At 71.3% G+C, this 25,755-nt stretch carries 18 protein-coding genes; 5 read left to right on the forward strand and 13 right to left on the reverse strand.

What is annotated here, in order from left to right; translation table 11 throughout:
• Positions 1-72: 72 nt before the first annotated feature.
• From E1269_RS22835 to E1269_RS22850, 4 genes are all read right to left on the reverse strand, one after another.
• The gene (locus E1269_RS22835) at positions 73-636 is read right to left on the reverse strand and encodes a GNAT family N-acetyltransferase (RefSeq protein WP_131898872.1); all 564 of its coding nucleotides are present in this window, start codon (positions 634-636) and stop codon (positions 73-75) included.
• Positions 637-1,343: 707 nt separating this feature from the next.
• Positions 1,344-4,865: a translocation/assembly module TamB domain-containing protein gene (locus tag E1269_RS22840; protein WP_131898874.1), complete on the reverse strand. Its 3,522-nt coding sequence runs from the start codon at positions 4,863-4,865 to the stop codon at positions 1,344-1,346.
• 291 nt (positions 4,866-5,156) lie between these two features.
• Positions 5,157-5,942, reverse strand: a complete 786-nt coding sequence (locus E1269_RS22845) for an META domain-containing protein (protein ID WP_131898876.1) — start codon at positions 5,940-5,942, stop codon at positions 5,157-5,159.
• A 1-nt stretch (position 5,943) separates the two neighbouring features.
• Complete coding sequence (locus E1269_RS22850; RefSeq protein ID WP_162606583.1) at positions 5,944-6,411, reverse strand: META domain-containing protein; 468 nt, start codon at positions 6,409-6,411, stop codon at positions 5,944-5,946.
• Positions 6,412-6,611: 200 nt separating this feature from the next.
• Here E1269_RS22850 and E1269_RS22855 point away from each other — a divergent pair, with 200 nt between their 5' ends.
• Both E1269_RS22855 and aceB read left to right on the forward strand, forming a co-directional pair.
• Positions 6,612-8,474: an acyl-CoA dehydrogenase gene (locus E1269_RS22855; RefSeq protein WP_131898880.1), complete on the forward strand. Its 1,863-nt coding sequence runs from the start codon at positions 6,612-6,614 to the stop codon at positions 8,472-8,474.
• A gap of 229 nt (positions 8,475-8,703) precedes the next feature.
• Positions 8,704-10,299 carry a malate synthase A gene (gene aceB / locus E1269_RS22860; RefSeq protein ID WP_131898882.1) on the forward strand — a complete coding sequence of 532 codons (1,596 nt, stop codon included), beginning with the start codon at positions 8,704-8,706 and terminating at the stop codon, positions 10,297-10,299.
• Positions 10,300-10,351: 52 nt separating this feature from the next.
• On the opposite strand, the gene E1269_RS22865 is transcribed toward aceB, so the two are convergent.
• On the reverse strand, positions 10,352-11,740 hold the full coding sequence (locus tag E1269_RS22865) for an NAD-dependent malic enzyme (RefSeq protein WP_131898884.1): 1,389 nt from the start codon (positions 11,738-11,740) through the stop codon (positions 10,352-10,354).
• Positions 11,741-11,783: 43 nt separating this feature from the next.
• Between E1269_RS22865 and E1269_RS22870 the strand changes: the two genes are divergently transcribed.
• Positions 11,784-12,587, forward strand: a complete 804-nt coding sequence (locus E1269_RS22870) for an IclR family transcriptional regulator (RefSeq protein WP_275264621.1) — start codon at positions 11,784-11,786, stop codon at positions 12,585-12,587.
• Positions 12,588-12,592: 5 nt separating this feature from the next.
• On the opposite strand, the gene E1269_RS33905 is transcribed toward E1269_RS22870, so the two are convergent.
• The 3 genes from E1269_RS33905 to E1269_RS22885 form a co-directional block, all read right to left on the reverse strand.
• Positions 12,593-13,900: a (Fe-S)-binding protein gene (locus tag E1269_RS33905; protein WP_131898886.1), complete on the reverse strand. Its 1,308-nt coding sequence runs from the start codon at positions 13,898-13,900 to the stop codon at positions 12,593-12,595.
• A 120-nt stretch (positions 13,901-14,020) separates the two neighbouring features.
• Positions 14,021-15,226 carry an FAD-binding oxidoreductase gene (locus E1269_RS22880; RefSeq protein WP_131898888.1) on the reverse strand — a complete coding sequence of 402 codons (1,206 nt, stop codon included), beginning with the start codon at positions 15,224-15,226 and terminating at the stop codon, positions 14,021-14,023.
• Positions 15,223-16,686, reverse strand: a complete 1,464-nt coding sequence (locus E1269_RS22885; RefSeq protein WP_131898890.1) for an FAD-linked oxidase C-terminal domain-containing protein — start codon at positions 16,684-16,686, stop codon at positions 15,223-15,225. The genes E1269_RS22880 and E1269_RS22885 overlap by 4 nt, the downstream gene beginning before the upstream one ends.
• A 298-nt stretch (positions 16,687-16,984) precedes the next feature.
• On the opposite strand from E1269_RS22885, the gene E1269_RS22890 reads away from it, so the two are divergent.
• The gene (locus E1269_RS22890) at positions 16,985-17,677 is read left to right on the forward strand and encodes a GntR family transcriptional regulator (RefSeq protein WP_131898892.1); all 693 of its coding nucleotides are present in this window, start codon (positions 16,985-16,987) and stop codon (positions 17,675-17,677) included.
• Between the two features lie 173 nt (positions 17,678-17,850).
• Here E1269_RS22890 and E1269_RS22895 read toward each other — a convergent pair whose 3' ends face one another.
• From E1269_RS22895 to E1269_RS22910, 4 genes are all read right to left on the reverse strand, one after another.
• Complete coding sequence (locus E1269_RS22895) at positions 17,851-19,419, reverse strand: DEAD/DEAH box helicase (RefSeq protein ID WP_131898894.1); 1,569 nt, start codon at positions 19,417-19,419, stop codon at positions 17,851-17,853.
• Positions 19,420-19,672: 253 nt separating this feature from the next.
• Entirely contained in the window at positions 19,673-19,873 is a 201-nt protein-coding gene (locus E1269_RS22900; protein WP_131898896.1) for a hypothetical protein, read from the reverse strand.
• A gap of 63 nt (positions 19,874-19,936) precedes the next feature.
• Positions 19,937-21,787, reverse strand: a complete 1,851-nt coding sequence (locus tag E1269_RS22905) for an NHL domain-containing thioredoxin family protein (RefSeq protein ID WP_131898898.1) — start codon at positions 21,785-21,787, stop codon at positions 19,937-19,939.
• 132 nt (positions 21,788-21,919) lie between these two features.
• Positions 21,920-23,992, reverse strand: coding sequence for a S9 family peptidase (locus E1269_RS22910; protein WP_239001001.1), 2,073 nt, complete (start codon positions 23,990-23,992; stop codon positions 21,920-21,922).
• 212 nt (positions 23,993-24,204) lie between these two features.
• On the opposite strand from E1269_RS22910, the gene E1269_RS22915 reads away from it, so the two are divergent.
• Positions 24,205-24,648: an Hsp20/alpha crystallin family protein gene (locus E1269_RS22915; RefSeq protein WP_131898932.1), complete on the forward strand. Its 444-nt coding sequence runs from the start codon at positions 24,205-24,207 to the stop codon at positions 24,646-24,648.
• A 78-nt stretch (positions 24,649-24,726) separates the two neighbouring features.
• Here E1269_RS22915 and E1269_RS22920 read toward each other — a convergent pair whose 3' ends face one another.
• Entirely contained in the window at positions 24,727-25,737 is a 1,011-nt protein-coding gene (locus E1269_RS22920; RefSeq protein ID WP_162606584.1) for a LacI family DNA-binding transcriptional regulator, read from the reverse strand.
• Positions 25,738-25,755: the final 18 nt, after the last annotated feature.

Raw genomic sequence — 25,755 nt, forward strand, 5'->3', positions numbered from 1 at the left:
ACCGACGCTACGGAGCCGGGAGAACCGGCCCCATGGCGCTGACCGGCGAGTGCGGGGTGGGGACAGCCCCCGTCAGCTGGTGCGAGCGCCCCACTCGGGCCGGAGGATGCTCATGATCAGCGTGTCGTACCGCTTGCCGTCCCACATAAGAGCGTCGCGCATCCGCCCCTCGAGCACGAAGCCGCATTTCTCGTACGAGCGCCGCGCGCGGTCGTTGAACTCGAACACCTCGAGGGAGACGCGGTGCAGGCCGACCTCCTCGAACGCGTACCGGAGCATCAGCTCGATCGCCTCCGGGCCGATGCCCTGCCCGCGGTACTTCTCCACCAGGTCGATGCGGAAGCCGCCGGACTCGTTGTCCGCGTCAATCCCGTTGACCGCCAGCCCGCCGGCGTACTCACCGGTGTCAAGGCTCTCGATGGCGAAGTCGAGCCGATCATCCTGCTCGGCCCGGGTGGCGCAGAACCGCTCGATCTGCTCGAGGGTGAAAGTCCGGTGCGTGCCGGTGAGCCGGTTGCCCTCCGGGTCCTGCAGCGACTCGAAGACGGCCTGCGCATGGCGGGGCTCGAGCGGGACGAGGCGGATGCGCTCACCGATCAGGGTCGGCGTGGTCACGAGGGCGGAGGCATTGATCACCCGGCCCTGTCTACCCGCGAACCGGAGGCCGCGGCAACGGGTTTACCGCTTGCGGGTGTTGTCCCGCCCGCGACACCCGCCGCCGTCGTCGCCTTTGGAATGATCACGTTCAGCACGAAATCGCGTGTCGCACCATGCTTGTAATCCTGGTGCGACACGCGATTTCGTGCTGAACGTGATCATTTCGAGCGGGGCGGAGTGGTGTGGGACAATGATCGCGGCTCCATGCAAGGCGAAGGCCCCTCGGAGTAAGGGTCCGAGGGGCCTTCTCAGACGACCGGAACCATCCGGGCCGGCTGCCCGGTCCTGATGCTCGCCGCTCCCGATGCTGCGGCTCAAGCGACCGAACTCACGGTTGCCCGTGTGCTCAGCGCCCTTCCGGTCTGCCGTCCGGGTCCGTCAGCCGCCCCGCGCATCGGACGCGGTCACCAGGTTTCCCCGGTAGGCGAGCTGCCGTTCTCCGGTCGGCCCGACCTCGACTCTCTCGCTGCCTTTGGCCAGGTCACCCCGGCTTTCGGGCTTCGAATCGTCGAGGACGATGGAGCATTTCTAGTCCTCCTGGACGGCACACACAAGAGGGTTCGGCAAAGAAAATCTGGCTTTCGCGTCGCCCACAACCCTGTCCACAACCCGGTGAGCGCGAATCCGCACGTTACACACACCCCTGTGTACAAAAATTGTGGACAACGCTCTCCCGGGGAACCGGGTCAGCGGCGGTTCAGCACCCGCGTGACGGCGGCGACGACGGTTGTGGCGAGCACCGCGCCGGTGAAGACGAGCCCGTAGGCCACCACGAGGTCCGACCCACGCGGGTCCCAGGCGGCGTCCTGGCCGAGGCTCAGCAGCGGGATGAGCAGGTCCAGCGCGTAGCCGAACGGGTTGAACGTGGGGTGCACGTTGACCTCGACCGGATCCAGCTCCTTGTCCCAGAAATAGGCGGTCCCGAACACCAGCAGTCCGACGAACCACACCGCGGCCAGGCCCGGCCGATAGCCGTAGCCGACCGTGATGTCCTGGAGATATCCCCAGCCCTTCATGAGGATCTGCCCGAACGACCTCGATCCGAGCAGGTCGCGACGGTGCCGCAGCCGGGCCAGCATGACCGTGCGCGCCGCGGCGTCGTCGCCGGAGCGCCGGTAGTGCGCGGCGAGCTGCTCGTACACCTGGTGCTGGTAGCCCGTCGGGTCGCGGCGAAGCCAGGCCAGGGCGGTCTCAACATCGGCGTCGCCGGGGTCGTCGAAGGTCAGGCCCGACAGCATGACCATGGTGGTGTCGGTCGGGTCCATGACCAGCGTGCGGACCTCAGAGTCGCGAAGGTCGACGGCGATCTCGCCGGAGGGCAGCTCCACCGTGCCGGCCTGCATCTCCGAGAGGTCCACGACGGCGCGACTGCCCGGGTTGGCCGGCGCGACGATGCTCAGGCCGTTCATGAGCACCCGCCGCGCCACCACCGCCTCGTGCAAGGTGAGCAGCGGCTTCACCTCGTCCGCGGGGTCGTCGCCGTCGTGCTCGGCCACCCCGGGGCGCAGAGTCACACTCTCCCACCAGATCTCGCCGATGTGCGCGCGGTCGAGCCGGATGTCGCCGACGATGTCGAGCGGACTGTCGCCGTCGGCGTCGGGGGTGCCGAACTCGACGGACCCGGCCACCTGCAGGTTGAGCGCGAACACCGCGGTCCGGCCGGGGTGGGTGAGGCTGTTCGTGCCGCGCATGATCAGCCGTCCGGCCAGCACCGCCTCGGCCAGCGAGAACTGGCCGGACAGCGTGACGTCGCGGCACTCGACGTCGCCCTCGACCCGCAGCCCGGCCGCGGCGATCACCTGGTCGATTGACGCCCGCCCGTCCGGCCGCGACCCGACGCTCCCACGCACCGAGGTGACGACGACGCCGAAGCCGACCTCAGCACGGCGGATGGACAGCCCGCCGGTCAGCGTGGCCTCGCGTACGACGAGCGATCCGCCCACCGTCACCTGGGCGGCGTCGACGGCGATGCGTCCCGGGTGACGGTACGAGCCGCCGTCGACCAGCAGGTCGCCACCCACCCGGGACCTGGCGACGACGACGGCGCCGTCGACGTCGAGGCGGGTGAGGCGGATGACCCCGCAGGTGACGTCGGGGACGAGCACCGCGGTGGGACCGGGCGACTCTATACGCGCGTCCCGCATGCTGAGGCCGGCCGCGAACGTGGACCCAGTGAGCCGCAACGCGCCGCGGAAGACGCCGCCGTCGACGAGGAACTCGTCGGACGTCGTCTGGATGGCGCTGAACACGATGGGCCCGTCGGTGGAACCGACGCCCTGGCCACCGAGCGTGGCGTTGTTGAGGACGAACCGCCGGCGCACATGGGCCTGGTCGAACGAGACGGTGCCCTCGATGTGGGCGCTCTCGATCGACACCTTGCCGCCGACCTGGACGCCGGTGCCGTCGAGCACCCGGTGCTCGGGCCGGCGCAGCAAGGCACCGTCGAGGATGAGGTCGCCGCCGACCTTGCCGTCACGCATGACGATGCCGCCGTCGGACCAGAAGCCGCCGAGGTCGGACGAGTAGGGGTCGTTGCCGACGATGAGGTCGCCGCGCACCTCGATGCGCGGCGCGATCAGCGCGTTGCCATCGGGGTTGTACACCTGGGCTCCGGTCAACACGACGCTGTCGGCGACCGCCGCGGTGAGCCGCACCGCGCCGTCGCAGACCAGGCCGCGCGCGGTGAACCGGCCGTCGACCCGCAGGCCGATGGCGTCGATGCCCATGCCGGAGGACTCGATGTAGGCGCCGCGCAACAGGACGTCGCTGCGGACGCGGGCCTGGAACAGGCGCAGCTGGCCCTGCACCCTCGAGCCGTCCATGGCCAGGCTCTTGCCGAGGTCGGCGTGGGCGAGGTCGATGTCGCCGCGGCAGCGGAAGCGGCGCCCGAACACCATCCGCTCGCCGACGACGGCGCGGGACGCGGCCAGCGCGCGGTGCCCGCCGTCGAGGCTGGCCCCGGAGAGGAACACCCCGGCGCCGACCCGTGCGCCCTTCATGTTCAGCCCGCCCATCGCCGAGAGCCGCTCGAGGTTGAGGTCGCGCCGGACCGTCGCGGACTGCAGGCTCACCGCCCAGGAGTCGTCCGGGTTCGTCACCCGGGCGCCGACCAACCGGACCGAGGTCGCCTCCAGCTCGTCGAGCATCACCCGGCCGACCAGCCGGGACCGGTCGGCGACCAACGACCCGACCGAGGTACCGATGCCCACCATCGCGTAGCCGCCGGGGTTGCTGATCTCGACGCCGCGCAGCGCGAGCGTGTCGCGGACCAAGGCGCGCGGGATGAGCAGCCGGCCGAGGACGCGGGTGCCGTCCTCCGCCTCGAGCCGGTCCGCCTCGAGGTCACCGGCCCGCAACGCGTCGCCGCCCTTGTTGGCCAGCACCGCGGAACCGAACGAGACGCTCCCCGCGATGGCGGCGTGCCCGAGGTCAATAGCACCGCTGCACCGTAGGCGCCGTCCCTGGACCCCACCGGCCACCATCCGCCGGGCGTCCAGCGCCACCCCCTGGCGGTTGCGCAGGACGGCGTCGGTGAGGTCCAGCCTGCCGGCCACCGACGCACCTGACAGCACGATCGGCCCGAGCGCCCGCGCACCCACCAGACCGAGCCCGCCGTCGACCATGAGCCGCTCGGCCTCGAGCGCGGTGCCGGACCGCGCGAACAGCCGGGCACGGTTGAGCAGGAGGTCGCCGCCGACACGCAGGTTGCGGGCGTGGAACAGCGTCGACTGGCCGATGAAGCGGGTGTCCTCGAACGATGCCGACCGGTGTACCCGGGTGTCGACGATGGTGACCGAGTCGACGACGCACTCACGGACCGAGACCGCGCTCTGCACGTCGATGGACTCGGTTCGCAGGTCCGGTACCCGGCAGCGAACCAGCTCGACCCCGGCAGCGGTCAGCTCGGCCAGGACCACGACGTCGTCGATCCAGCACATGTCCAGCCGCAGCGGCCGCTCCAACCGGCCGTAGCGCAGGTGCAGTCCGCCGGTCACCCGAGCGCCGGTCAGCCGGACGGCCGCGCCTGGCACGCCCGTGGTGTCGCGCAGCAACTCGTCGATGACCTTCGCGCGGACCGTGCGGCCGGCGTCCCAGGCGTCGGGGGTACCGACCGAGCGGGGATCGATGTCGCGCCCGAGATCGGCCTCTCCGCCGCTCGCGACCGCCGAACGCAGTGCCGACTCGGCCCGACTCAGCCTGTCACGCACACTGCCTCCAGGAACCGCCGGTCACGTCCGCGGTGATCAATGTAGCCGCTCGGGCAATACGTGCGGATCAGGATGGACCGTGTCGAAGGCGACTCGCCCCGATGCCGTGTCGTTACCGGGTGTTCACGCCCGGATGCGATAGGAATCTCGAAGACCCCTCGGGGTAAGGGTCCGAGGGGTCTTCGAGCAGCCACGATGTGGCCGCTGATCAGCCATTCCGCACCACGACCCACAGGTTGTGGATCAGTTGTGGAAAGTCGCACGAACCGTGACAAACGACGGCTGCCGGTGTCAACCGCCGGCCACGGCCTGCAGGCCCTGCCCAGTGTCGTTCTCCAGCGTGAGCCGATCGCCGTCAATGGAGTATCGGACCTCGCCGGCGAGCACCGACAGCACCAGCTCCTCCACGCCCATCGCCGCTTCCTCGCAGAGCATGTCCGTGCCGCCCAGCTCGGTGAACGTGATGGTGTCCCCGCTGACCGCGACGGTGCCGGAGACCTCGTTGCAGCCGGACACCCCGGACAACGTCGACGTGTCGAGCTCCAGGTACGCGTCGACGCCGGCCGGCACCGTCGACGCGGTCTCGCCGTCGATCAGGGTGTCGACGTCCCACTCTTGCCCGGTCAGCTCGGCCGGTGGCTCGAGCACGTCGCGATCGACCAGGGTGACGACCAGGTCCCCTGCGGTGAGCACGACGGTGTCGTCCTCGGTGAGCTCCCAGGCCGGCTCGGCCGCGACCAGGTCGGCGAGCCAGGCGTCGGACTCCATGACGTCGGGCTCGCAGCCCATCTCCGTCATCGCCAGGTCGGTGCCGACGAGCTGGCCACCGGACAGCTGGACCGGCCCGTTGAGGCTGTTGCAGCCGGCGGTGGCCTGCAACCGGCCGTCGTCGGTGAAGCTCAGCCGCAATGGTCCGCCGCCCGGGATGCCGGCGTCGCCGGTGGACACGAAGGTCCGGCCGGCGAGCGCCGGCCCCGCGTCGGAGCCGCCGTCGGGGCTCGCCGTGACACCGCTGTCGCCGCATGCGGCGAGCAGCACCAGAACGCCCAGCAGGCCGGGGCCGGCTGGGCGGACCATGTCAGAGCTCCGTCGCCGGTTGGTCGGAGGCCTGCAGGGTCAGGGTGCCGCCTTCGGCGTTGGTGATGGTGAGGACGTCACCGGAGACCTCGGCGGTGACCTCACCACGCAGCACGCCCAGCATGGCGTTGTCGATGTCGCCCAGCTCGCCGGAGCAGCCGCGCCGGGTCGAGATGAGCGGCTGGAACGTGATGCTGGAGTCGCTGACCTCCGCCGCGCCGCTGAAGCCGTTGCAGCCCGTCGAACCGGTGACGTCACCGTTCTCGCCGATCTCGAACCATGCCTCGGACTCGCCCGACGGTTGCAGGGACGCATCGGCGGTCTCGAGCTGGCTGAGCACCCAGCGGCTGCTGACGATCGACACGGCCGGCTCGGACGAGCCGCCGGAGCCGCCGTCCTCGGGCACGGCTGTGGTGCCGTCGTCGCTGTCATTCGAACCGCACGCAGCGATCAGGGCGATGCTCGCCACAGCGGCCAGGGTTCCTAGTCGTCGCATATTCATGGGACGGCCCCGGACCCCCGTGAGTTCCACTACGACGGCAAGAGATCGCCGTCGTTCCGACCGGTCACGAGATCCGGGGTTGCGAAAAGTTACTCGCTGGTAGCACCATGGGTTACCGACTGGTAGCAACCAGCGGACGCAATCGGAACGGCCGCACGGAGGAACGCATGGGCCACTACAAGTCCAACCTGCGCGACATCGAGTTCACGCTGTTCGACGTGCTCGGCAGCGATCAGCAGCTGGGCAGCGGCCGCCACGCGGACTTCGACACCGATACCGTCCGCAGCATCCTGGCCGAGGTCGACCGGCTCAGCCGCGAGGACCTTGCGGCATCGTACGTCGACTCCGACCGCAACCCGCCGGTGTACGACCCCGCCGCCCGAACGGTCACGGTGCCGGAGTCGTTCAAGAAGAGCTTCGCCGCGCTCATGGACTCCGAGCTGTGGCGCTTCGCGCTGCCGGAAGGGCTGGGGGGCACCCCGCTGCCGCCGTCGGTCTTCTGGGGCGCGGCCGAGCTGATCCTCGGCGCCAACGCGGCGGCCTGGATGTACGCGTCCGGCCCGTCTTTCGCCAGCGTGATCTGGCGCAACGGTACGCCGGAGCAGCGGCGCATCGCCGAGATCATGATCGACCGGCGCTGGGCGGCCACCATGGTGCTCACCGAGCCCGACGCCGGCTCCGACGTCGGCGCCGGCACCACGAAGGCCTACCCGCAGGACGACGGCAGCTGGCACCTCGACGGCGTCAAGCGGTTCATCACCTCCGGCGAGCACGACATGAGCGAGAACATCATCCATCTGGTGCTGGCCCGCCCGGTCGGTGTCGAGGGCGCCGGCGGCCCGGGAACCAAGGGCCTTTCGCTGTTCGTCGTGCCGAAGTTCCGGTTCGACCCCGAGACGGGCGAGCTGGGCGCGCGCAACGGCGTCTACGCCACGAACGTCGAGAAGAAGATGGGCCTGAAGGTCTCTACCACGTGCGAGCTCTCGTTCGGCGACGGCGACGAGCCCGCGGTCGGCTGGCTGCTCGGCGACGTCCACGACGGCATCGCGCAGATGTTCCAGGTCATCGAGTACGCCCGGATGATGGTCGGCACCAAGGCCATCGCCACGCTCTCCTCCGGCTACCTCAACGCGCTGGAGTTCGCCAAGGAGCGGGTCCAGGGCGCCGATCTCACCCGCGCCACCGACAAGACCGCGCCGCGGGTGACCATCACCCACCACCCTGACGTACGGCGCTCGCTGATGACCCAGAAAGCGCACGCCGAGGGCATGCGGGCGCTCGTGCTCTACACGGCCACCATGCAGGACCGCGTCGCCGCCGCGGCCGCTCGAGGCGAGACCGACGAGACCGCCGAGCGGGTGAACGACCTCCTGCTGCCCATCGTCAAGGGCTACGGCTCGGAGCGCTCCTGGGTGCTGCTCGGCTCGGAGTCCTTGCAGACGTTCGGCGGCTCGGGCTTCCTGCAGGACTACCCGCTGGAGCAGTACGTCCGCGACGCCAAGATCGACACGCTCTACGAGGGCACCACCGCCATCCAGGGCCAGGACTTCTTCTTCCGCAAGATCGTGCGCGACAACGGCCAGGCCATCGGCTGGCTGTCGCAGCAGATCCAGCAGACCCTCGACGACGAGCTCGGCGGCGGCCGGCTCAAGGTCGAGCGCGAGCTGCTGGCCAAAGCGCTGGAGGACGTGCAGGGCATTCTCGGGACCCTGGTCGGCTTCCTGATGTCGTCCGACCCCAGGACCGACGGCGGCGACCTGCGCAACATCTACAAGGTCGGCCAGAACACCACCCGGCTGCTGCTGGCCACCGGCGACCTCGTCGTGTCGTGGCTGCTGTTGCGCCAAGCCGCGGTCGCGTTGTCCAAGCTCGACGACGAGCCGGCCGCGAAGGACCACTCGTTCTTCGAGGGCAAAATGGCCGCGGCGCAGTTCTTCGCCCGCCAGGTGTTGCCCCGCCTGACCGCCGAGCGGGCCGTCGTCGACGCCACCGACAACGCGCTGATGGACCTCGACGAAGCCGCCTTCTGACCGCCCCACCCACGGTGGCGCGCCGGGCCCTCACCCGGACCGACGCCCTCCGCCCCGCACGTCGACCCCCGGGCCGTACCACCCACGGCCCGGGGGTCGTCGCCGTCGGCGGAGCACCGGCCACGGCTGCACACCTTCGACGTCGCGCCCGGCGGGTTGACCGTCGTTCGCCACTGGCAATATTCTGGTATGCAGATTCGACTTTCCGCATAATGGAAAAGGTGCGATCATGAGTGGTATCCAGGTCACTGGCCCGCTGCACGACCGGTACGACGAGGTGCTGACGCCGACGGCACTGGACCTCATCGAGCGCCTGCACCGGGAGCTGAACCCGCGCCGGCTGGAGTTGCTGCAGCGACGGGCCGAGCGGACGGCCGCGCTCGCCGCCGGCGCCGACCTGGACTTTCTCGCCGAGACCGAGCCCGTCCGCGACGACGGCTCGTGGCAAGTCGCGCCGCCGGCGCCGGGCCTGGAGGACCGCCGGGTCGAGATCACCGGCCCCACCGACCGGAAGATGACCATCAACGCGCTCAACTCCGGCGCAAAGGTCTGGCTGGCCGACCAGGAGGACGCGAACACCCCGCTGTGGGAGAACGTCGTCGGCGGGCAGCTCAACCTCAGTGACGCCATCGACGGCACCATCGAGTTCACCAGCCCCGAGGGCAAGCACTACGCGCTGCGCACCGAGCAGCCACTGGCCACCATCGTCGTCCGGCCGCGCGGCTGGCACCTGCCGGAGAAGCACATCACCGTCGACGACGAGCCCACCTCCGGCGGCCTCGTCGACTTCGCGCTGTACCTCGCCACCAGCGGGCAGAAGCAGATCGACCGCGGCCAGGGCCCCTACTTCTACCTGGCCAAGATGGAGAGCCACCTCGAGGCACGGCTGTGGAACGACGCGTTCGTCCTCGCCCAGGAAGCGCTGGGCATCCCGCGCGGCACCATCAGGGCCACCGTGCTGATCGAGACGTTCCCGGCGGCGTTCGAGATGGAGGAGATCCTCTACGAGCTTCGCGAGCACTCCGCCGGCCTGAACGCCGGCCGCTGGGACTACATGTTCAGCGTCATCAAGAACTACCGCACCCGGGGCGCGGACTACGTCCTGCCCGACCGCAACTCCGTCACCATGACCGTGCCGTTCATGCGCGCCTACACCGAGCTGTTGGTCCGCACCTGCCACCAGCGCGGTGCGCACGCCATCGGCGGCATGGCCGCGTTCATCCCCAGCCGCGACCCAGAGGTCAACGAGGCGGCGTTCGCGAAGGTCCGCGACGACAAGACGCGCGAGGCCGGCGACGGCTTCGACGGCTCGTGGGTGGCCCACCCGGGCATGGTCGAGGTGTGCCGCGAGGCGTTCACCGCCGTGCTCGGCGACCGTCCGAACCAGATCGACCGCACCCGCGACGACGTCCAGGTGTCGGCCGAGGATCTGCGCGACATCGCGTCCACGCCCGGCGAGGTCACCGAGGCGGGCCTGCGCAGCAACGTCTCCGTCGGCATCCAGTACCTGGCCGCCTGGCTGGGCGGCACCGGCGCCGTGGGCATCAACAACCTCATGGAGGACGCCGCCACCGCCGAGATCAGCCGCAGCCAGGTGTGGCAGTGGCTGCACACCAAGGTCGAGTTGTCCGACGGGCAGCAGGTCACCCGCGAGCTGGTGGAGCGGGTCATCGACGAGGAGTGCGCCGCCATCGAGCAGAAGATCGGCACCCATGCGTTCGCCGGCGGGCACTGGGCCGAGGCCAGGGCCACCTTCACCGAGCTGGCCCTGGCCGACCATTACATCGACTTCCTCACGCTCCCCGCCTACGAGCAGATGCCCTGATCGCTCGACCCTCAGACGCCTTGTCTTCGCGGCGTTTGCCCGGCGCCAGTGGTCAGGCGGTGGCCTGGGCGGCGTGCTTGACGGCGGCCGCCACGGCCGGCGCAACCTCCGGGTCGAACACCGACGGCACGATGTAGCTGGCGTTGAGCTGCTCCGGTCGGACGGAGTCGGCGATCGCGCCGGCGCCGGCGAGCATGACCGCGTCGGAGATCTCGTGGGCACCGGCGTCGAGCATGCCGCGGAAGAACCCCGGGAACGCCAGCACGTTGTTGATCTGGTTCGGGAAGTCCGACCGGCCGGTGGCGACGACGGCGGCATGCTCGCGCGCGGCGATCGGGTCGACTTCCGGGTCGGGGTTCGCCAGCGCGAACACGATGGCGTCCGGGGCCATGGTGGCGATGGCGTCGCCGGTCAGCAGGTTCGGCCCGGAGACCCCGATGAACACGTCGGCCCCGGCCAGCACCGAGGTCAGCGAGCCGGTGACGCCGCGCGGGTTGGTGTTCTCGGCGATCCAGCGGCGGAACTCGTCGCGGCCTTCCCCGTTCGGGTGCACCGCACCGCGCCGGTCGCAGGCGACGATGTCGGTGACGCCCTGGGCGTGCAGCAGGCGGATGATCGCGTGGCCGGCCGCGCCGACGCCGCTGACCACCACCTTGATGCCGTCCAGGGTCTTGCCGACCACCCGCAGCGCGTTGGTCAGCGCCGCCAGCACGACGATCGCGGTGCCGTGCTGGTCGTCGTGGAAGACCGGGATGTCGAGCAGCTCGCGCAGCCGGGCCTCGATCTCGAAGCAGCGCGGTGCCGCGATGTCCTCGAGGTTGATGCCGCCGTAGACCGGCGCGAGCGCCTTGACGATCGAGACGATCTCATCGGTGTCCTGGGTGTCCAGGCAGACCGGCCAGGCGTCCACGCCGGCGAACTGCTTGAACAGGGCCGCCTTGCCCTCCATGACCGGCAAGGCGGCGGCCGGGCCGATGTTGCCCAGGCCGAGAACCGCGGAGCCGTCGGTGACGACGGCGACGGTGTTGCGCTTGACGGTCAGCCGGCGCGCGTCCTCCGGGTTCTCCGCGATCGCCAGGCAGACCCGGGCCACCCCGGGGGTGTAGGCGCGGGAGAGGTCGTCGCGGTGCTTGAGCGGCACCTTCGGGTTGACCTCCAGCTTGCCGCCGAGGTGGATGAGGAACGTCCGGTCGCTGACCTTGCGCACGCTGACCTCGGACACGTCGGCCAGCGCCTTGGTGATCGACTCCGCGTGGTCGGCGTCGACGGCGTCACAGGTGACGTCGACGACCAGCCGGTCAGCGTGCGACTCGACCACGTCGAGCGCGGTGAGCGCGCCGCCGGCGGCACTCACGGCGGCGGCGAGGCCGCTGGTGGCGGTCGACGAGGACGGTGCCTCGACACGGACGGTGATCGCGTATCCAGGGCTTGGGGCGGCCATCTGGCCCTCCAAATTCTGTATCGTGGACGTTAGTATCTGAAACGTGGAAGCCGAACGGTCAGGGGACGACCTCCGCTCCGAGCAGAAACCCCGCTCGGGAAGCGTGCAGTCCGTCGAGCGCGCGTTCGGCCTGCTGGAGACCATGGCCGACCACGGCGGCAGCATGGGGTTGTCCCAGCTGGCCACGGCGTCGAACCTGCCGCTTCCGACGATCCACCGGATCGTCCGTACTCTCGTCGACCTCGGTTACCTGCGTCAGGAACCGTCACGACGGTACGCCCTCGGGCCGCGCCTGATCAGGCTCGGCGAGAGCTCCTCCACCATGCTCAGCACCTGGGCACGCCCGCAGCTCACCCACCTGGTCGACGAGCTGGGCGAGTCGGCCAACCTCGCGATGCTGGACGCAGACCAGATCGTATACGTCGCGCAGGTGCCCTCGCGCCACTCCATGCGAATGTTCACCGAGGTCGGCCGCCGCGTCTCGCCGCACTGCACCGCCGTCGGCAAGGCCGTCCTGGCCACCCTGCCGCAGCGCACCGTCCAGGAGATCCTGCAGCGCACCGGCATGCCCCAGCAGACCGAGCACACCATCACCGACCCCGGCGTGCTCGCCCGGCAGCTGGAGCTCACCGCCGAGCGCGGCTACGCCATCGACGACGGCGAGCAGGAGCTCGGCGTGCGCTGCGTCGCCGTCGCAGTGCCGGACGCGCCGGCCCGGCTGGCGCTGTCCATCTCCGGCCCCGGCACGCGAGTCACCGATGCGCTGGTCGAGCGCGCGGTGCCGCTGCTCACCGATGCCGCGCGGGCGCTGTCGGTGGAGCTCGACGGGCGCGCGGCGCGGGCCTGACGCCGTCATCGTCGTTCCTCCCCCAGCGGCACCCCGCGGATCGCCGCGTCGACCACCTGGATCGGATGCACCAGGGTGACGTCGGTGGTGAGGAACCGTCGCACCTGCAGCAGACAGCCGGCATTGGCGGTGGCGACGACGTCCGGCGCGGTCGACTCGATGGCGGCGGCCTTGCGCCGACCCAGCTCCTCCGCCGCATCGGGCTGCACCAGGTTGTAGATGCCGGCCGAACCACAGCAGATCGAGGCCTCCGGGATGTCGGTTACCTCGACCCCCGGCACTGAGCGCAGCAGGTCACGCGGCTGCTGCCGGATGCCCTGCGCGTTACCCAGGTGACAGGCGTCGTGGTAGGCGATCCGCGCGTCGATGCGGTGCCGCTCGGCCCGCGGCGGCAGCTGCGCCAGCACCTCGGAGACGTCGCGAACGGACGCGGCGAACCGGGCCGCCCGGTCGGCGTACGCTGGGTCGTCACGCAGCAGCTCGCCGTACTCCTTCATCGACGAGCCGCAACCGGCCACGTTGACGACGACGGCGTCGACCTCGTGCCGCTCGAACGTGTCGATGAGCCGCCGGGCCCGCCGCGCCGCTTCGTCCTCCCGGCCGGCGTGCATGCTCAGCGCCCCGCAGCACTGCTGCTCGCGTGGCACCACGACCTCGCAGCCCTCCGCCGCGAGCACCCGCGCCGTCGCCGCGTTGACGTCGCCGAACAGCACCCGCTGCGCACACCCCTCGAGCAGCGCCACCCGCATCCGCCGTTCCCCGACCGCCGGCACGACGGCGTCCATCCGGCCGAACAGCGACCGGAACCGCACCGGCGGCAGCAGCTCCTCCGCCGCACGCACCTGGGCCGGCAACCGGCGCACCACGCCCAGCCGGCGCAGCGACGCAGCCAACCCCAGCCGCCGGTACAGCAGCCCGGCCACCGCCGCCACTCGCAGCCGGGCCGGATGCGGGAAGACCGCGAACACCGCGCGGCGCACCAGCCGGTCGATCCTGGTCCGCGGCACGTGCCGCTCGATCTGCGGTCGCACCGCCTCGATCAGCAGGTCGTAGCGCACCCCCGACGGGCACGCCGGCACGCACGCCAAACACCCCAGGCACGAGTCGATGTGCGCCGACATCGTCCGGTCCAGCGGGATCTCGCCCCGCTCGGCCAAGTCCATCAGGTAGATCCGGCCCCGCGGCGAGTCCATCTCCTCGCCGTTGATGACGTACGTCGGGCATGTCGGCAAGCAGAAGCCGCAGTGAACGCAGTCGTCGAGCAACTCCCGACTCGGCGGCCGGTGCGAGTCGAAGGAGGTCCGCTCAGTCATGAGTTGCGCTCTCGCAGAGGCCGGGCACGACGGAGCCGGCCCCGCCCGCGGCTCGTTCCTCGCCGATGCCCGACCGAACCCCGGCCGGCTCCGTCGTGCCCGGCCTCCGCGGGGGGTGACTCAGAACCATGGCGCGAACCTTCCGGGGCACAGGCGATCGTCGGGGTCGAAGCGACGCTTCACTGCTCGGAGGAGAGAGACCGCTGGGGGCGGGTCGCCCCAAGGGGCGAGCTCGTTCCGCAGATCGGGGGCCCAACGGCACACGGTCGCAGCGGAGTGAGCCATTCGGAGGCTCTCGACGACGGCGGCGTGAGCGGCGGCGGGGGCGTCGCGGAGGCGGACGGTGTGGACGCCGGCGAACAGGGTGCTGGTCATCGCGGCGTCGACGGCGTGCGTGGCGGCGAGGCGGTCGACGTCCATGACCAGCTGGGCCACCTGGTCCGGGGCGGTACCGAGGCGCAGGACAGTGTCGCCGGGGGCGCCGACGGCGAGCCGGCCGGCCTTCTGCCAGTGCTCGGGGGTGCCCTCGGCGGCGTGTTCGCCGGCAAGGGCGCGGGCCCGGCGCAGCCGGTCCGCGACGCCGTTGGTGGTGCCGTCGAAGCGGACCAGGAGAGTGCCGTCGCGCTGTTCTCGTGCAGCTTCCGCCCGTTGCGCCAGGCCTGGCCCTCGCGGGCGGGTACATGTCCATTCGACGGCAGCCGGCTCCAGCGACTCCGCGATCAGGCGGCCGCCCAGCGTGAACGCCTCGCGGGCCGGGCACGCGACCGCGAGGGTCGCCGTCGCCGCCGGCCGGGGGTGGACCCGAAGCACCACCTCGGCCACGACGCCGAGGGTGCCCAAGCAGCCGTGGAACAGCTTGGCAAGGTCGTAGCCGGCGACGTTCTTGATGACGTGCCCGCCCGAACGCGCGACGGTGCCGTCGGCAAGCACGACGGTCATGCCGATGACGCTGTCGCGGGAGCCGCCGAACTGGTGCCGGGACGGCCCGGCGTCGGCGGTGGCCACGATGCCGCCGACGGTGCCGCCCTCGGCCGTGGCCCGCGCCGGGTCGAGCGCGACCCACTGGCGGTGCTCGGCCAGCACCTCCTGCAGGTCCGCCAGGCGCGTGCCGGCCCGCACGGCCACCGTCATATCGGTCGGGTTGTAGCTGATCAGGCCCGTCATCGCGGTGGTGTCGACGACGGCGTCCGCGTCAACCAGGCCGCCCCACTGCGCGGTACCGGTGCCGGCGACCGCGAGCCGCTGCCCGGCCCGGGCGCTCTCAGTCAGCGCGTCGCGCAACTCGGCCAGGTCCGCCGGCCGGTACGTGGTGACGATGGCGCTCATAGCCGCTCGATGACGCCGGCGGTCTCCAAGGGGTGCGGGCGGTACGGTCCCGGTCGCTCGCCGCACAGCCGGGGCGTCGGGAACACCTTGCCCGGGTTGCACAGACCGGCCGGGTCGAACGCTTCGCGCAGGCGCAGCATGGTCGCCAGATCGTCCTCGCCGAACATCCGCGGCATCGAGCAGGCCTTGTCCGCGCCGATGCCGTGCTCGCCGGAGAGCGATCCGCCCAGTTCGACGCACAGCTCGGCGATCTCGGTCGACAGCCGCTCGGCGCGGTCGTGCTCGCCGTCGGCCTCGCTGTACAGCACCAGGGGGTGCAGGTTGCCGTCTCCGGCGTGGAACACGTTCGCCACCCGGATGCCGGCCTCGTCGGCCATCGCGGCGATGCGGCCCAGCACCTCGGCCAGCCGGCCGCGCGGCACCACCCCGTCCTGGACGAAGTAGTTGGGGCTGATGCGTCCCACGGCGGCGAACGCCGCCTTGCGGCCTTGCCAGATCAGCGCCCGCTCCTCCGCGTCGGCGGCGACCATGATCTTGGTGCTTCCCTGGTCGCGGCAGATCCGCTGCACATCGTCGAACAGCTCGGCGACGTCATCGGGCGGGCCGTCGAGCTCGACGACGAGCGCGGCGGCGGTGTCGGCCGTGTAGACACTGCGCGTCGAGGCACCGACGGCTTGGATGGCGAGGTTGTCCAGCATCTCGACAGCCGCAGGGACGATACCGGCCGCGACGATGGCGGTGACCGCGTCGCCGGCGGCTGCCACCGTGGCGAAATCGGCCACCATCGTCCGAACCTGGGCGGGCTTGGCGAGCAGCCGGACGGTGACCTGGGTGACGATGCCCAGCGTCCCCTCGGAGCCGACGAACGCGCCCAGCAGGTCGAACCCCGGCAGGTGCTGCGACTGGCCGCCGAGCGTGGTGACGGTGCCGTCGGCCAGCACCACCTCCGCGGCCAGCACGTGGTTGACAGTGAAGCCGTACTTCAGGCAGTGCGCGCCGCCGGAGTTCTCCGCGACGTTGCCGCCGATGGTGCAGACCTGCTGGCTGGACGGGTCCGGCGCGTAGTAGAGGCCGTGGGACGCCGCGGCGCGGCTGATGTCGAGGTTCGTGACGCCGGGCTCGACCACGGCGCGCAGGTTCACCGGGTCGACGTGCAGGATGCGGCGCAGCCGTTGCAGCGAGATCACGATGCCGTCGGCAACCGGGAGCGCCCCGCCGGACAGCCCGGTGCCGGCACCGCGGGCGACGAACGAGATGCCGTGCCGCGCGCAGACCCCGACGGCGGCGGCGACCTCCTCCGTCGACCGGGGTAGCGCCACGGCGGCCGGCACGACGCGGTAGCCGGTCAGCCCGTCGCACTCGTACGTCCGCAGCCGCGCGGGATCGGTGATCACGCTGTCGGGGCCGAGGACAGCAGCCAGCTCGGCGGGCCAGGACGTGCCGACGGCGCGACTAGTCATTTCCACGATCCGGAATATGACCATTCACCATACGGATACCCTAGGACTGCCCTCGCGCCGTGGTCAACACCCGTCGAGAGCCCGCGTCCGGTACGCCGCACGAGGCGGGCGGATCCACAGCACGAGCGGTCGAGCCGGAAGGCTGAGAAGCTATAGGATCACTCCCAGGTTTCCGCTCTGTATCGCCACGGTAAAACCGCTGCAATTCCACGCTACCAGTGGAGTCGCTGAAGACTGCTAGTCGGCCTCTGGGTATCGATCAGATAGGATTTTGCTGGCCTCGCGGAGGGAGTGCATCGTGACAACGGGCGCCGTCACCGCCGGCATCGCCGGTCTTGCACCGCTCAATCGCATGCAGCGTGCCGGCCGCACCGCGCCCCACGTGCGCGACCTCCTGGAAGAGGCCATCCTGCAGGGCGTGCTCATGCCCGGTGCGCACCTCAACGCCGACGCCCTCGCCAAGCAGCTGGGCATCAGCCACATCCCGGTCCGCGAAGCGCTGCGCGCGCTCGGCGTGGACGGCTGGATCGAGTTCCGGCCGCACCAGGGCGCCTTTGTCCGCGGCCGCAGCGAGCAGGAGCTCGCCGACCTGTTCGAGAGCCGGATGTTCCTGGAGTCGCAGGCCGCTGCGCTGGCCGCCGAACGGCGCACCGGCGAGCAGCTGGCCATCCTCGACGACGTCCTCGCCCGGCAGCGCCGCTCCACCGACCCGGTCGAGCTGGCCCGCATCAATGCCGAGTTCCACAGCGCGCTGGCCGACTGCTCGCAGAACAAGCTCATCGCCGGGTTCGTGCGGACACTGAGCATGCGGGCGCGGTTCTACTTCTCCACCGTGCCGTCCGGTCGCCGAACCATCACCCGCCAGCAGCACGAGGCCCTGGTCGACGCGGTGCGCCGGCGCGACTCCGCCGCCGCGGGTCAGCTGGCGCGCGACCACGTCGCGGCCACCCGCCGCGGCGTGCGCTCCGAGCTCCTGACGCCATCACCCTGACCGCGCGCCGCGCCAACCTCGAATACCCGGTCGGCAGCCTTGAGAATGATCACGTTCAGCACGAGATCTCGTGTCGCACCAGGCTTACAAGCATGGTGCGACATGGAATTTCGTGCTGAACGTGATCATTCGGGGGCGGCCGGCGGGAATGTCGGCCGGCCGTCCCCAAGGGATCAGTCGCGCGGACGACCGCGGTACGGGCGGCCACCGTCACGACGCCGGCCCTTGAAACCGGAGCGATCACGGCCGTTGCCGGCACCGCGGCCACCGGGGCGGGGGCGCGACTCGCGCTGGGCCATGGCGGGAGCCTCGGCCAGCGCGGTCGGCGTGATCGGGCCCTCGAGCGAGCGAGCGTCGACGCTCTTCGCGGTGACGCCGGCGCGGCGGAACAGCTCGCCCAGCCCGCGGGCCTGCCCCGGGGTCGCCACCGTGACGACGGCGCCGGACGCTCCGGCCCGCGCGGTGCGGCCGGAGCGGTGCAGGTACGACTTCGACTCGCCGGCCGGGTCGAAGTGCACGACCATGCCGACGCCGTCGACGTGGATGCCGCGTGCTGCGACGTCGGTGGCGACGACCACCTGGGCGCGGCCGGTACGGAACCGGTCGAGGTTGCGCTCGCGCACCCGCTGCGACAGGTCGCCGTGCAGGTCAACCGCCGGAACGCCGGCGTCTTCGAGGTCCTCGGCCAGCCGAGTCGCGGCGCCCTTGGTCCGGGTGAACACGATGCTGCGCGGGTTGGCCCGCACCAGCTCAGTGGTGACATCGAGCTTGTTGTGCGGCCCGACCACCAGGACGTGGTGGTCCATGGTGGTGACCGAGCCGGCATCGGGGTCGATCTCGTGCCGGGCTGGCTGGTTCAGGTGCCGGCGCACCAACTTGTCGACGTCGCCGTCGAGCGTCGCGGAGAGCAGCAGCCGCTGCCCGCCCGCCGGGGTCTGCCCGAGCAGCTCGTCCACGACCGGGAAGAACCCGAGGTCGCACAGGTGGTCGGCCTCGTCCAGCGTCACCACCTCGACGGCGTCGAGGTTGCAGGCGCCCTTCTCGACCAGGTCGCCGAGACGGCCGGGGGTGGCCACGACGATGTCGGCGCCACGGTCGAGCCGGCGGATCTGCCGGTCGTACGGCGCACCGCCGTAGACGGTGACCATCCGCAGCCGCAACGTCTCGGCCAGCGGCTCCAGCGCCTGGGTGACCTGACCGGCCAGCTCACGGGTCGGCACGATGATCAGGGCGCGCGGGTGGTTGGGCTGGCTGCGCTCGCCCTCGAGGCGAGCCAGGATCGGCAGGCCGAAGGCGAGGGTCTTGCCCGAGCCCGTGCGCGCCCGGCCGAGCACATCCCGGCCGGCGAGGGCGTCCGGGACGACCGCGGCCTGGACGGGGGTCGGCTCGACGATGCCGTCGACGCCGAGGATCTTGACGACGCGGTCCGGCACGTCCAGGCCGGAGAAGGCGGAACCGGCCGGGTCGAAGGCCTCGATGGCCGCGCGTCGGGCGGGGTCGAACGACCGGCGGTCGCGGTGCTGGCCGCCACCGGGCCGGCGGTCGTTGCCGCGGAAGGGCCGGCGCCCGTACGGCCGGCCGTCGCGGCCCGAGCCGTCACGGCCCGAGCCGCCGCGGTTCCAGCCGCCGTCGCGGCCCGAGCGCGCCGGGCCGTCGCCACGGCCGGAACCGGAGTCACGGCGGTAGCGGCGGTCCGAACGGTTCGGGGAGCCGGCGGGCACGCCGGCAGGGGTGTACGTCATGGTGCTCCGATTCGGTCGAGCGCGGGCGCACCCCAGCGTTTCCGCACGGCGCGGAACACGGTGAGCCTTCGGGGGCGCGGGTACCCGACTTTCCCTCGACGCTCCACCGTCACAGAATTCGGGCACAGATCAGGCCTCGTACGATCACGAGGCCCTGGCTTGATCATGAGTCTACCCGGCCGGTGCCCACCCAGCACAATCCACGCACGGAGACGCTCGTCACCCCTCAGCGCGAACGGAATGCCGGTCGCCTCTACGGCACGGCCCGGTCGGGCAGCGCGACCGCGTCGCCGGTGGCGACGTCGACGGCCGAGTACGCGCCGTGCCCGGCCGCGCCGTCAGTGCCGCCACCGGCATCAGCGCCCAGCCGAGGCGACAGCGCAGCACGGCGTGGGTGCGGCCGCAGCGCCATGTCGAGAGGGCTGGGGTCGGCCCCCAGCACGTCCGCCGCCACACTCCTGGCGACCGAGACAGGTCCTCCCTCGAGGATGTCTTGACGTGCTCGCGTTTCAGCAGGTCATCCGGAGAGGACGAGCTCGATGCGATCGGTGCCTCCGTCCACGACGCGCACCGGGATACCCCAGTCCTGCTGGTGGATGTGGCACGCGGCGTTCTCGCCGCCGTCGTCACACGAGGCCGCCATCGCCGCGACGTGCAGGACGCCGGCACCCCCGGCGGCGGGCTGCACGTGCAGTTGTCGGGCCAGCTCGGTGCCGCGCCCGGCGCCGTCGGCCAGCACCGCGCCGGGTGTTGCCGAGACCGACAGCCGGGTGGCCGGCCCGTAGCGCTCGTCGAGCTTCTGCCCGGGCGGCGGGGCGAAGACCACCACCAGCTCCACCTCCCCCGGCGCCACGTCGAGCGCCGGCCGCTGGGTCTGGTGCGCGGAGCCGGGCGCCGTCGCCGCCGAGCCGAGGGGCACACGGGTGAGCCGGTGTGCGGCAGACTCCACCACCACCAGGTACGCGCCGTCGACCACGGCACCGCTGGGTTCTCGCACGCCGGTGACCAGGGTGATCACCTCGCCGGTCGCAGGGTCGTAGCGGCGGACCGCGTTGTTGTACGTGTCGCTGACCGCGACGGAGCCGTCCGGTAGAGCGGTGACACCGAGCGGATGCTGCAGCAGCGCCTGCCCGGCCGGTCCGTCGCGGAAGCCGAAGTCGAACAACCCGGTGCCGACGGCGGTCTCGACCACGCCCGAGGACGGGCCCTGGAAATTGATTGCTCGTAGCGATGACGTCTCGGAGTCCGCGAGCCAGAGCCGGCGGTCCGCGCCGACCGCGAGCCCGGACGTCTGGGCGAACCAGGCGTCGCGCAGCTTGCCGTCGACGAGCCCTTCGTTGGTGGTGCCGGCCAGCAGCTGGACGGACGGCTCGACCGGGTCGAATGCCCAGAGCTGGTGGATGCCGGCCATCGCCACCACGACGGTCGTGGCGGCGGGCGACCACACCACGTCCCACGGCGAGGACATCGGGACCGCCCTCGGGTCGCCGCTGACGTCGTCGCCGCTCGGATCGCCCTGCATCCACGGCGAGCCGGTGCCGGCCACCGTCGTGACTTGGCCGTCGGACAGCCGGACGCCGCGCAGCACGTGGTTGACGGTGTCGGCGACGAGCATGTCGTAGCCGGCCCGCGCATGCAGCTCCGGCGGGAGCAGCGTGAGGCCCTGCGGCTCGCTGAAGCGCGCCCGGTCCGGTCCGCCGTCGACCAGCCCGCGCTCACCGGTGCCGATGCGCCGCACGACGGTCTCGAGGTCGTCGGCCAGCTCGACCAGGCTGTGGTTGCCGCTGTCGCTGACCAGGAAGGTCCCGCCGGGCAGCGCGATGACCTTTCCGGGGAACCGCAGCTGGGTGGGTTCGGGCTCCGGGGGGACGTACGGCGAGTCGCCGCGGCGCAGCGTGCCCTTCGCCTCGTGCTGGGGGATCAGCTCGCGGAGGATGGCATCGAGAGCGTGTGCGTGCCCCTCACCGGAGAACTGCGCGACGACATACCCCGCGGGGTCGACCAGCGTCAGCGTCGGCCACGCCCGGACGGCGTAGTTCTGCCAGGTGGTCAGGTCGGGGTCGTCGAGCACCGGGTGATGCACCCCGTACCGCTCCACCGCGGCGATGACGGCGTCATGGTCGGCCTCGTGCGCGAACTTCGGCGAGTGCACCCCGACGACGGTGAGGACGTCGCCGTACGACTCCTCCAACGGCCGCAGCTCATCGAGAACGTGCAGGCAGTTGATGCAGCAGAAGGTCCAGAAGTCGAGCAGCACGAATCGGCCGCGGAACTCGGTGAGCGACAGCGGCGAGCCGCCGGTGTTGAGCCAGCCGCCACGGCCGACCAGCTCGGGTGCGCGGACTCGGGGACGCCCAGTGATGGCCATGCGTTCCATTGTGCGTGCCGCGCCGTGGAACGCAGGTAAGAGGCCTCGGCGCGGAAATACAGCGAGCCCAGGGAGCGAACGTGGTCGGCGCGAGCCGACCCCGTCGTGCGCTCCCGTAGCCAGGCGACGGACTCAGGTGAGGATGGCCGGGATCTCCCAGTCCTTGCCGAGCACGTGGTGGCCGAGGAACGCGAACACCGTCTGGTACCAGACCTTCGCGTGCTGCGGGGTGAGGATCCAGTGGTTCTCGTTGGGGAAGTAGAGGAACTTGTGCGGCATCTCGCCGTCCTCCGCCTCGGCCCGGGAGGCGATCTCGAACCACAGCCGCAGCGCCTCGCCGATGGGTACGCGGTAGTCGCGGTCACCGTGGATGACCAGCATCGGCGTAGTGATGGAGTCGACGTGGTTGTGCGGCGAGTTGGCCGCGGCCATCTCCGCCGTCATCTCCTTGACCCAGTAGAACGCGGCGTCGGTGGTGGGCCCGAACTGGTCGAGCGCCCACAGGCTGGCGTGGGTGACGATGGCGTCGAACCGGTCGGTGTTGCCGGCGACCCAGTTGGCCATGTAGCCGCCGAACGAGCCGCCCATGGCCGCGGTGCGGGTCTCGTCGATGTCGTCGCGGGCGACGGTGGCGTCGGTGATGGCCATCAAGTCGGTGAACGGCGCCTTGCCCCACGACCCCCAGCCGCGCCGGATGAAGTCGAGGCCGTAGCCGGTGGACAGCGCCGGGTCCGGCAGCAGCACCGCGTAGCCCTGCGCCACCGCGAGCCACGGGTTCCACCGCCACGACCACGCATTCCAGGAGTTCAGAGGTCCGCCGTGAATCCAGAGCAGCAGCGGCGCCGGGCTGGTGGCCGAGGCGCCCGCGGGCCGCGCCAGCCAGGCCCGCACCCGCACGCCGTCGGACGTGGTGGTCTCGAGCTCGGCGACGGTGCCGGGGAGCGCCGGGGACGGGGCGGGCGCGGGCAGCGGCACGGACTGCTGGTCCGCCACGTCGGCGGCGAGCCGGACCGGTGCGGGCGGCTCCAGGTACGACGTGCGCAGCGCGTAGACGGTGGCGCCGTCGGGCGAGACGACGATGTCGCTGTAGGCGTAGTCGTCGGAGGTGAGCTTGGTGACGGCACCGGTGGCGGCGTCGATGCGGAAGACCGGGGCGCGGCCGTCGTCGTCGGCCACGACGATGAGCGCCGACCCGTCCGGGGTCCACCGCGGCGCACTGGGCCAACGGTCCCAGTCGGCGGTCAGCTCGCGCAGCGTGCCGTCGGCGACGGAGATGAGCACGAGCTTCTGGTCGACCGGCTCGGTCGGGGTGGAGCGCTTGCCGCGCACCACGGCGACGGTTGAGCCGTCGGGGCTGAACCGCGGGGTCTCGAACTCGTAGTCGGCGTGGTCGGCCAGCACGCGGCGCTCGCCGGTGGCGACGTCGACGACCACGAGCGACTGCCGCAGCCCGCCGCGCTCGAGCATGTTCCACATGGTGACGACGGCGCTGCCGTCCGGGCTCACGTCGTAGCCGGCGGAGTCCAGCGCGCGCCCGGCGTCCGGGGTGAGATCACGCAGCTCGACGGCGGGGTCGTCCAGCGGGGTGTCGCCGTCGTGCAGCGTGCCGGCGAACAACCGCGGCGCGTCGGGACCCAGGTCGTGGTCCCAGTACCGCACCGGGTAGCGCTCGTGCAGGATGGCGGCGACCTTCTTCTCCTTGCGCTCCTTGCGCCGCTTCTCCTCCGACTCCACGTCGCCGGAGGACGGGAACGTGTCGGAGGCGACGATGACCGTGCCGGACTCGCGCGCAACCACGACGCCGCCGATGCCGCCGGGCCGCTTGGCCACGACCCGCGCCTCGCCGCCGTCGGCTGGCAACAGCCAGAGCAGCGGCACGGGGTCGTCGGCGTCGTCACCGGACGACCCGGGATCGGGGCGGGCGGAGCCGAACAGCAGCGAGCCGTCGGGCAGGAATGCCGCACCGCTCTCTCCCTTGGCGCTGCGAGTGAGCCGCCGCGCGGGGCGCTCGCCGGCCGGATCCACCTCCCACAGCGCGGTGACGTACTTGGTCTTGTCGGGGTTGAGGGTGGACACAGCCGTCACGAGGCGGCTGCCATCTGGCGATAGCGTCAGTCCGCCGGTGCGCGGCAGGGCGACGTATGCGTCCAGATCGTGGAACGGTGTCGGCGGGATCTCCGGGGTCTCCGGCGCGGAATCTGTCACATTCCTTACCTATCACGCGGTTGTCCAGTGCCGACAGGATTGCTTACGTAACGGCTTCGCCTCGGTCTACGCCCGCCATGATGCCGCCGATCCGATGGATCTCGCGCTCGGGGTTGGCACTCTCGGGGTGAGAGTGCTAAACCTAGAAGTGCAATGACCGTCGTTTCCGCTCCCGCGTGAGCGGGGGCGTGTGGTGACAGGAGGTGGTTGATGTGGTCACCCGCTACGACCCGTTCCGTGACATCGACCGTCTTGCCGAGCAGATGCTGGGTTCTGCTCGCAACGCCGCGACGATGCCGATGGACCTGTACCGTTCTGGCGACCACTACGTCATGCACTTCGACCTGCCGGGCATCGACCCCGGCTCGTTGGACGTCAGCGTGAAGGACCGCACTCTGACGGTCCGGGGCCAGCGGACCGGGCGGTCCGAGGACGTCGAGTGGCTGAGCCGCGAACGTCCGATCGGCACGTACGTCCGGCAGCTCAACCTCGGCGCCGGCCTCCAACTGGACCACATCGAGGCCAGCTACGCCGATGGTGTCCTCACCCTCTCGGTCCCGGTCGCCGAGGAGGCCAAGCCTCGCCGCATCGAGGTTTCCCGCCCGAGCACGGCGAGGGTCATCGAGGCCGGACCGAGCGGAGCGACGACCACCTGACAGACGGTCGACGCTCAGTGCACACCGCTCCCGCCGCGCCGGCCCGCCCGGCGTAGCGGGAGCACGTGCTCCGGTGCCTCAGCCCGGAAGCCGGGCGCTGGTCTCGCGCACGACGAGCTTGGTCGGGACGGTGGTGACCTCCGGCTCGGCATCGACCACCGACCGCAACCGCTCCACCAGCGCGGCTGCGGCGATCCGGCCCTCCTCGCGGACGTCCTGGGCCACGGTGCTGAGCCCGAACAGCCACGACATGTCGTGGTCGTCGACGCCGACGACGGAGAGATCCTCCGGTACCCGCAGACCGCGCCGCCGTGCCTCGTAGATGACGCCCATCGCCACCTCGTCGGAGACCGCGAAGAGCGCGGTCGGCGCCTCCCCTCGCGCCGCCAGCTCCGAGAACGCGGCGATGCCGGCCTCGACGGTGAACTTGGCCGGCACCGTCAGCGCCGGGTCGGGCTCGACGCCCACCGACCGGAGCACCTCGAGGTAGCCCAAGCGCCGGTCCGGCGACACCGGGAACCCGAGATGGTCGTTGGGGTCGCCGCCGGCGAACGCGATCCGACGGTGTCCCAGCTCCACCAGGTGCCGGGTGGCGGTGCGCCCGACCTCGACGTCGTCGACGCGGACGCAGGACAGTCCTGCCACGATGGGCCCGACCACCATGACCGGCCGGCGCATCGCGTGCAGGGCCTGCACTTCGTCGTGCGTCAGCGGCAGGCTCATGATGAGCAGACCGTCGGCCCGCTTGCGCAGCAGCTGCGTGTCGAACACCTTGCGCCGGTTGGTCTCGACCTCGGACAGGTCGTAACGCAGGACGTCGTAGCCGTTGGCCGTCAGCACCTCCTGCGCACCCTCGAGGACGGCGGTGAAGTACCAGCCGCGGGCCACCGGCGAGACCACCGCAACCGCACCCGTCCGCCCGGTGGGTAGCGCGGCCGCGCTGGGCGAGGCCACATAGCCCAGCTCGGCCGCGATGTCCTGTACCAGACGCCGGGTCGTCTCGGAGACGCCGGGCAGCCCGCGCAGCGCGCGGGACACCGTGGCGACCGAGACGCCGGCCCGGGCCGCAACGTCAACGATGCCGGTCATCACACACATCCTCGCGGC

This window comes from Jiangella asiatica (genome assembly GCF_004349065.1).
GTDB lineage: Bacteria > Actinomycetota > Actinomycetes > Jiangellales > Jiangellaceae > Jiangella > Jiangella asiatica.

Bases quoted from the DNA above. Each gene is read 5' to 3' on its own strand.
- E1269_RS22905 (WP_131898898.1), bottom strand. From the start codon at position 21,787: ATGGCCATCACTGGGCGTCCCCGAGTCCGCGCACCCGAGCTGGTCGGC.
- E1269_RS22845 (WP_131898876.1), bottom strand. From the start codon at position 5,942: ATGGTCCGCCCAGCCGGCCCCGGCCTGCTGGGCGTTCTGGTGCTGCTC.
- E1269_RS22865 (WP_131898884.1), bottom strand. From the start codon at position 11,740: ATGGCCGCCCCAAGCCCTGGATACGCGATCACCGTCCGTGTCGAGGCA.
- E1269_RS22895 (WP_131898894.1), bottom strand. From the start codon at position 19,419: ATGACGTACACCCCTGCCGGCGTGCCCGCCGGCTCCCCGAACCGTTCG.
- E1269_RS22920 (WP_162606584.1), bottom strand. From the start codon at position 25,737: ATGACCGGCATCGTTGACGTTGCGGCCCGGGCCGGCGTCTCGGTCGCC.
- aceB (WP_131898882.1), top strand. From the start codon at position 8,704: ATGAGTGGTATCCAGGTCACTGGCCCGCTGCACGACCGGTACGACGAG.
- E1269_RS33905 (WP_131898886.1), bottom strand. From the start codon at position 13,900: ATGACTGAGCGGACCTCCTTCGACTCGCACCGGCCGCCGAGTCGGGAG.
- E1269_RS22885 (WP_131898890.1), bottom strand. From the start codon at position 16,686: ATGACTAGTCGCGCCGTCGGCACGTCCTGGCCCGCCGAGCTGGCTGCT.
- E1269_RS22855 (WP_131898880.1), top strand. From the start codon at position 6,612: ATGGGCCACTACAAGTCCAACCTGCGCGACATCGAGTTCACGCTGTTC.
- E1269_RS22880 (WP_131898888.1), bottom strand. From the start codon at position 15,226: ATGAGCGCCATCGTCACCACGTACCGGCCGGCGGACCTGGCCGAGTTG.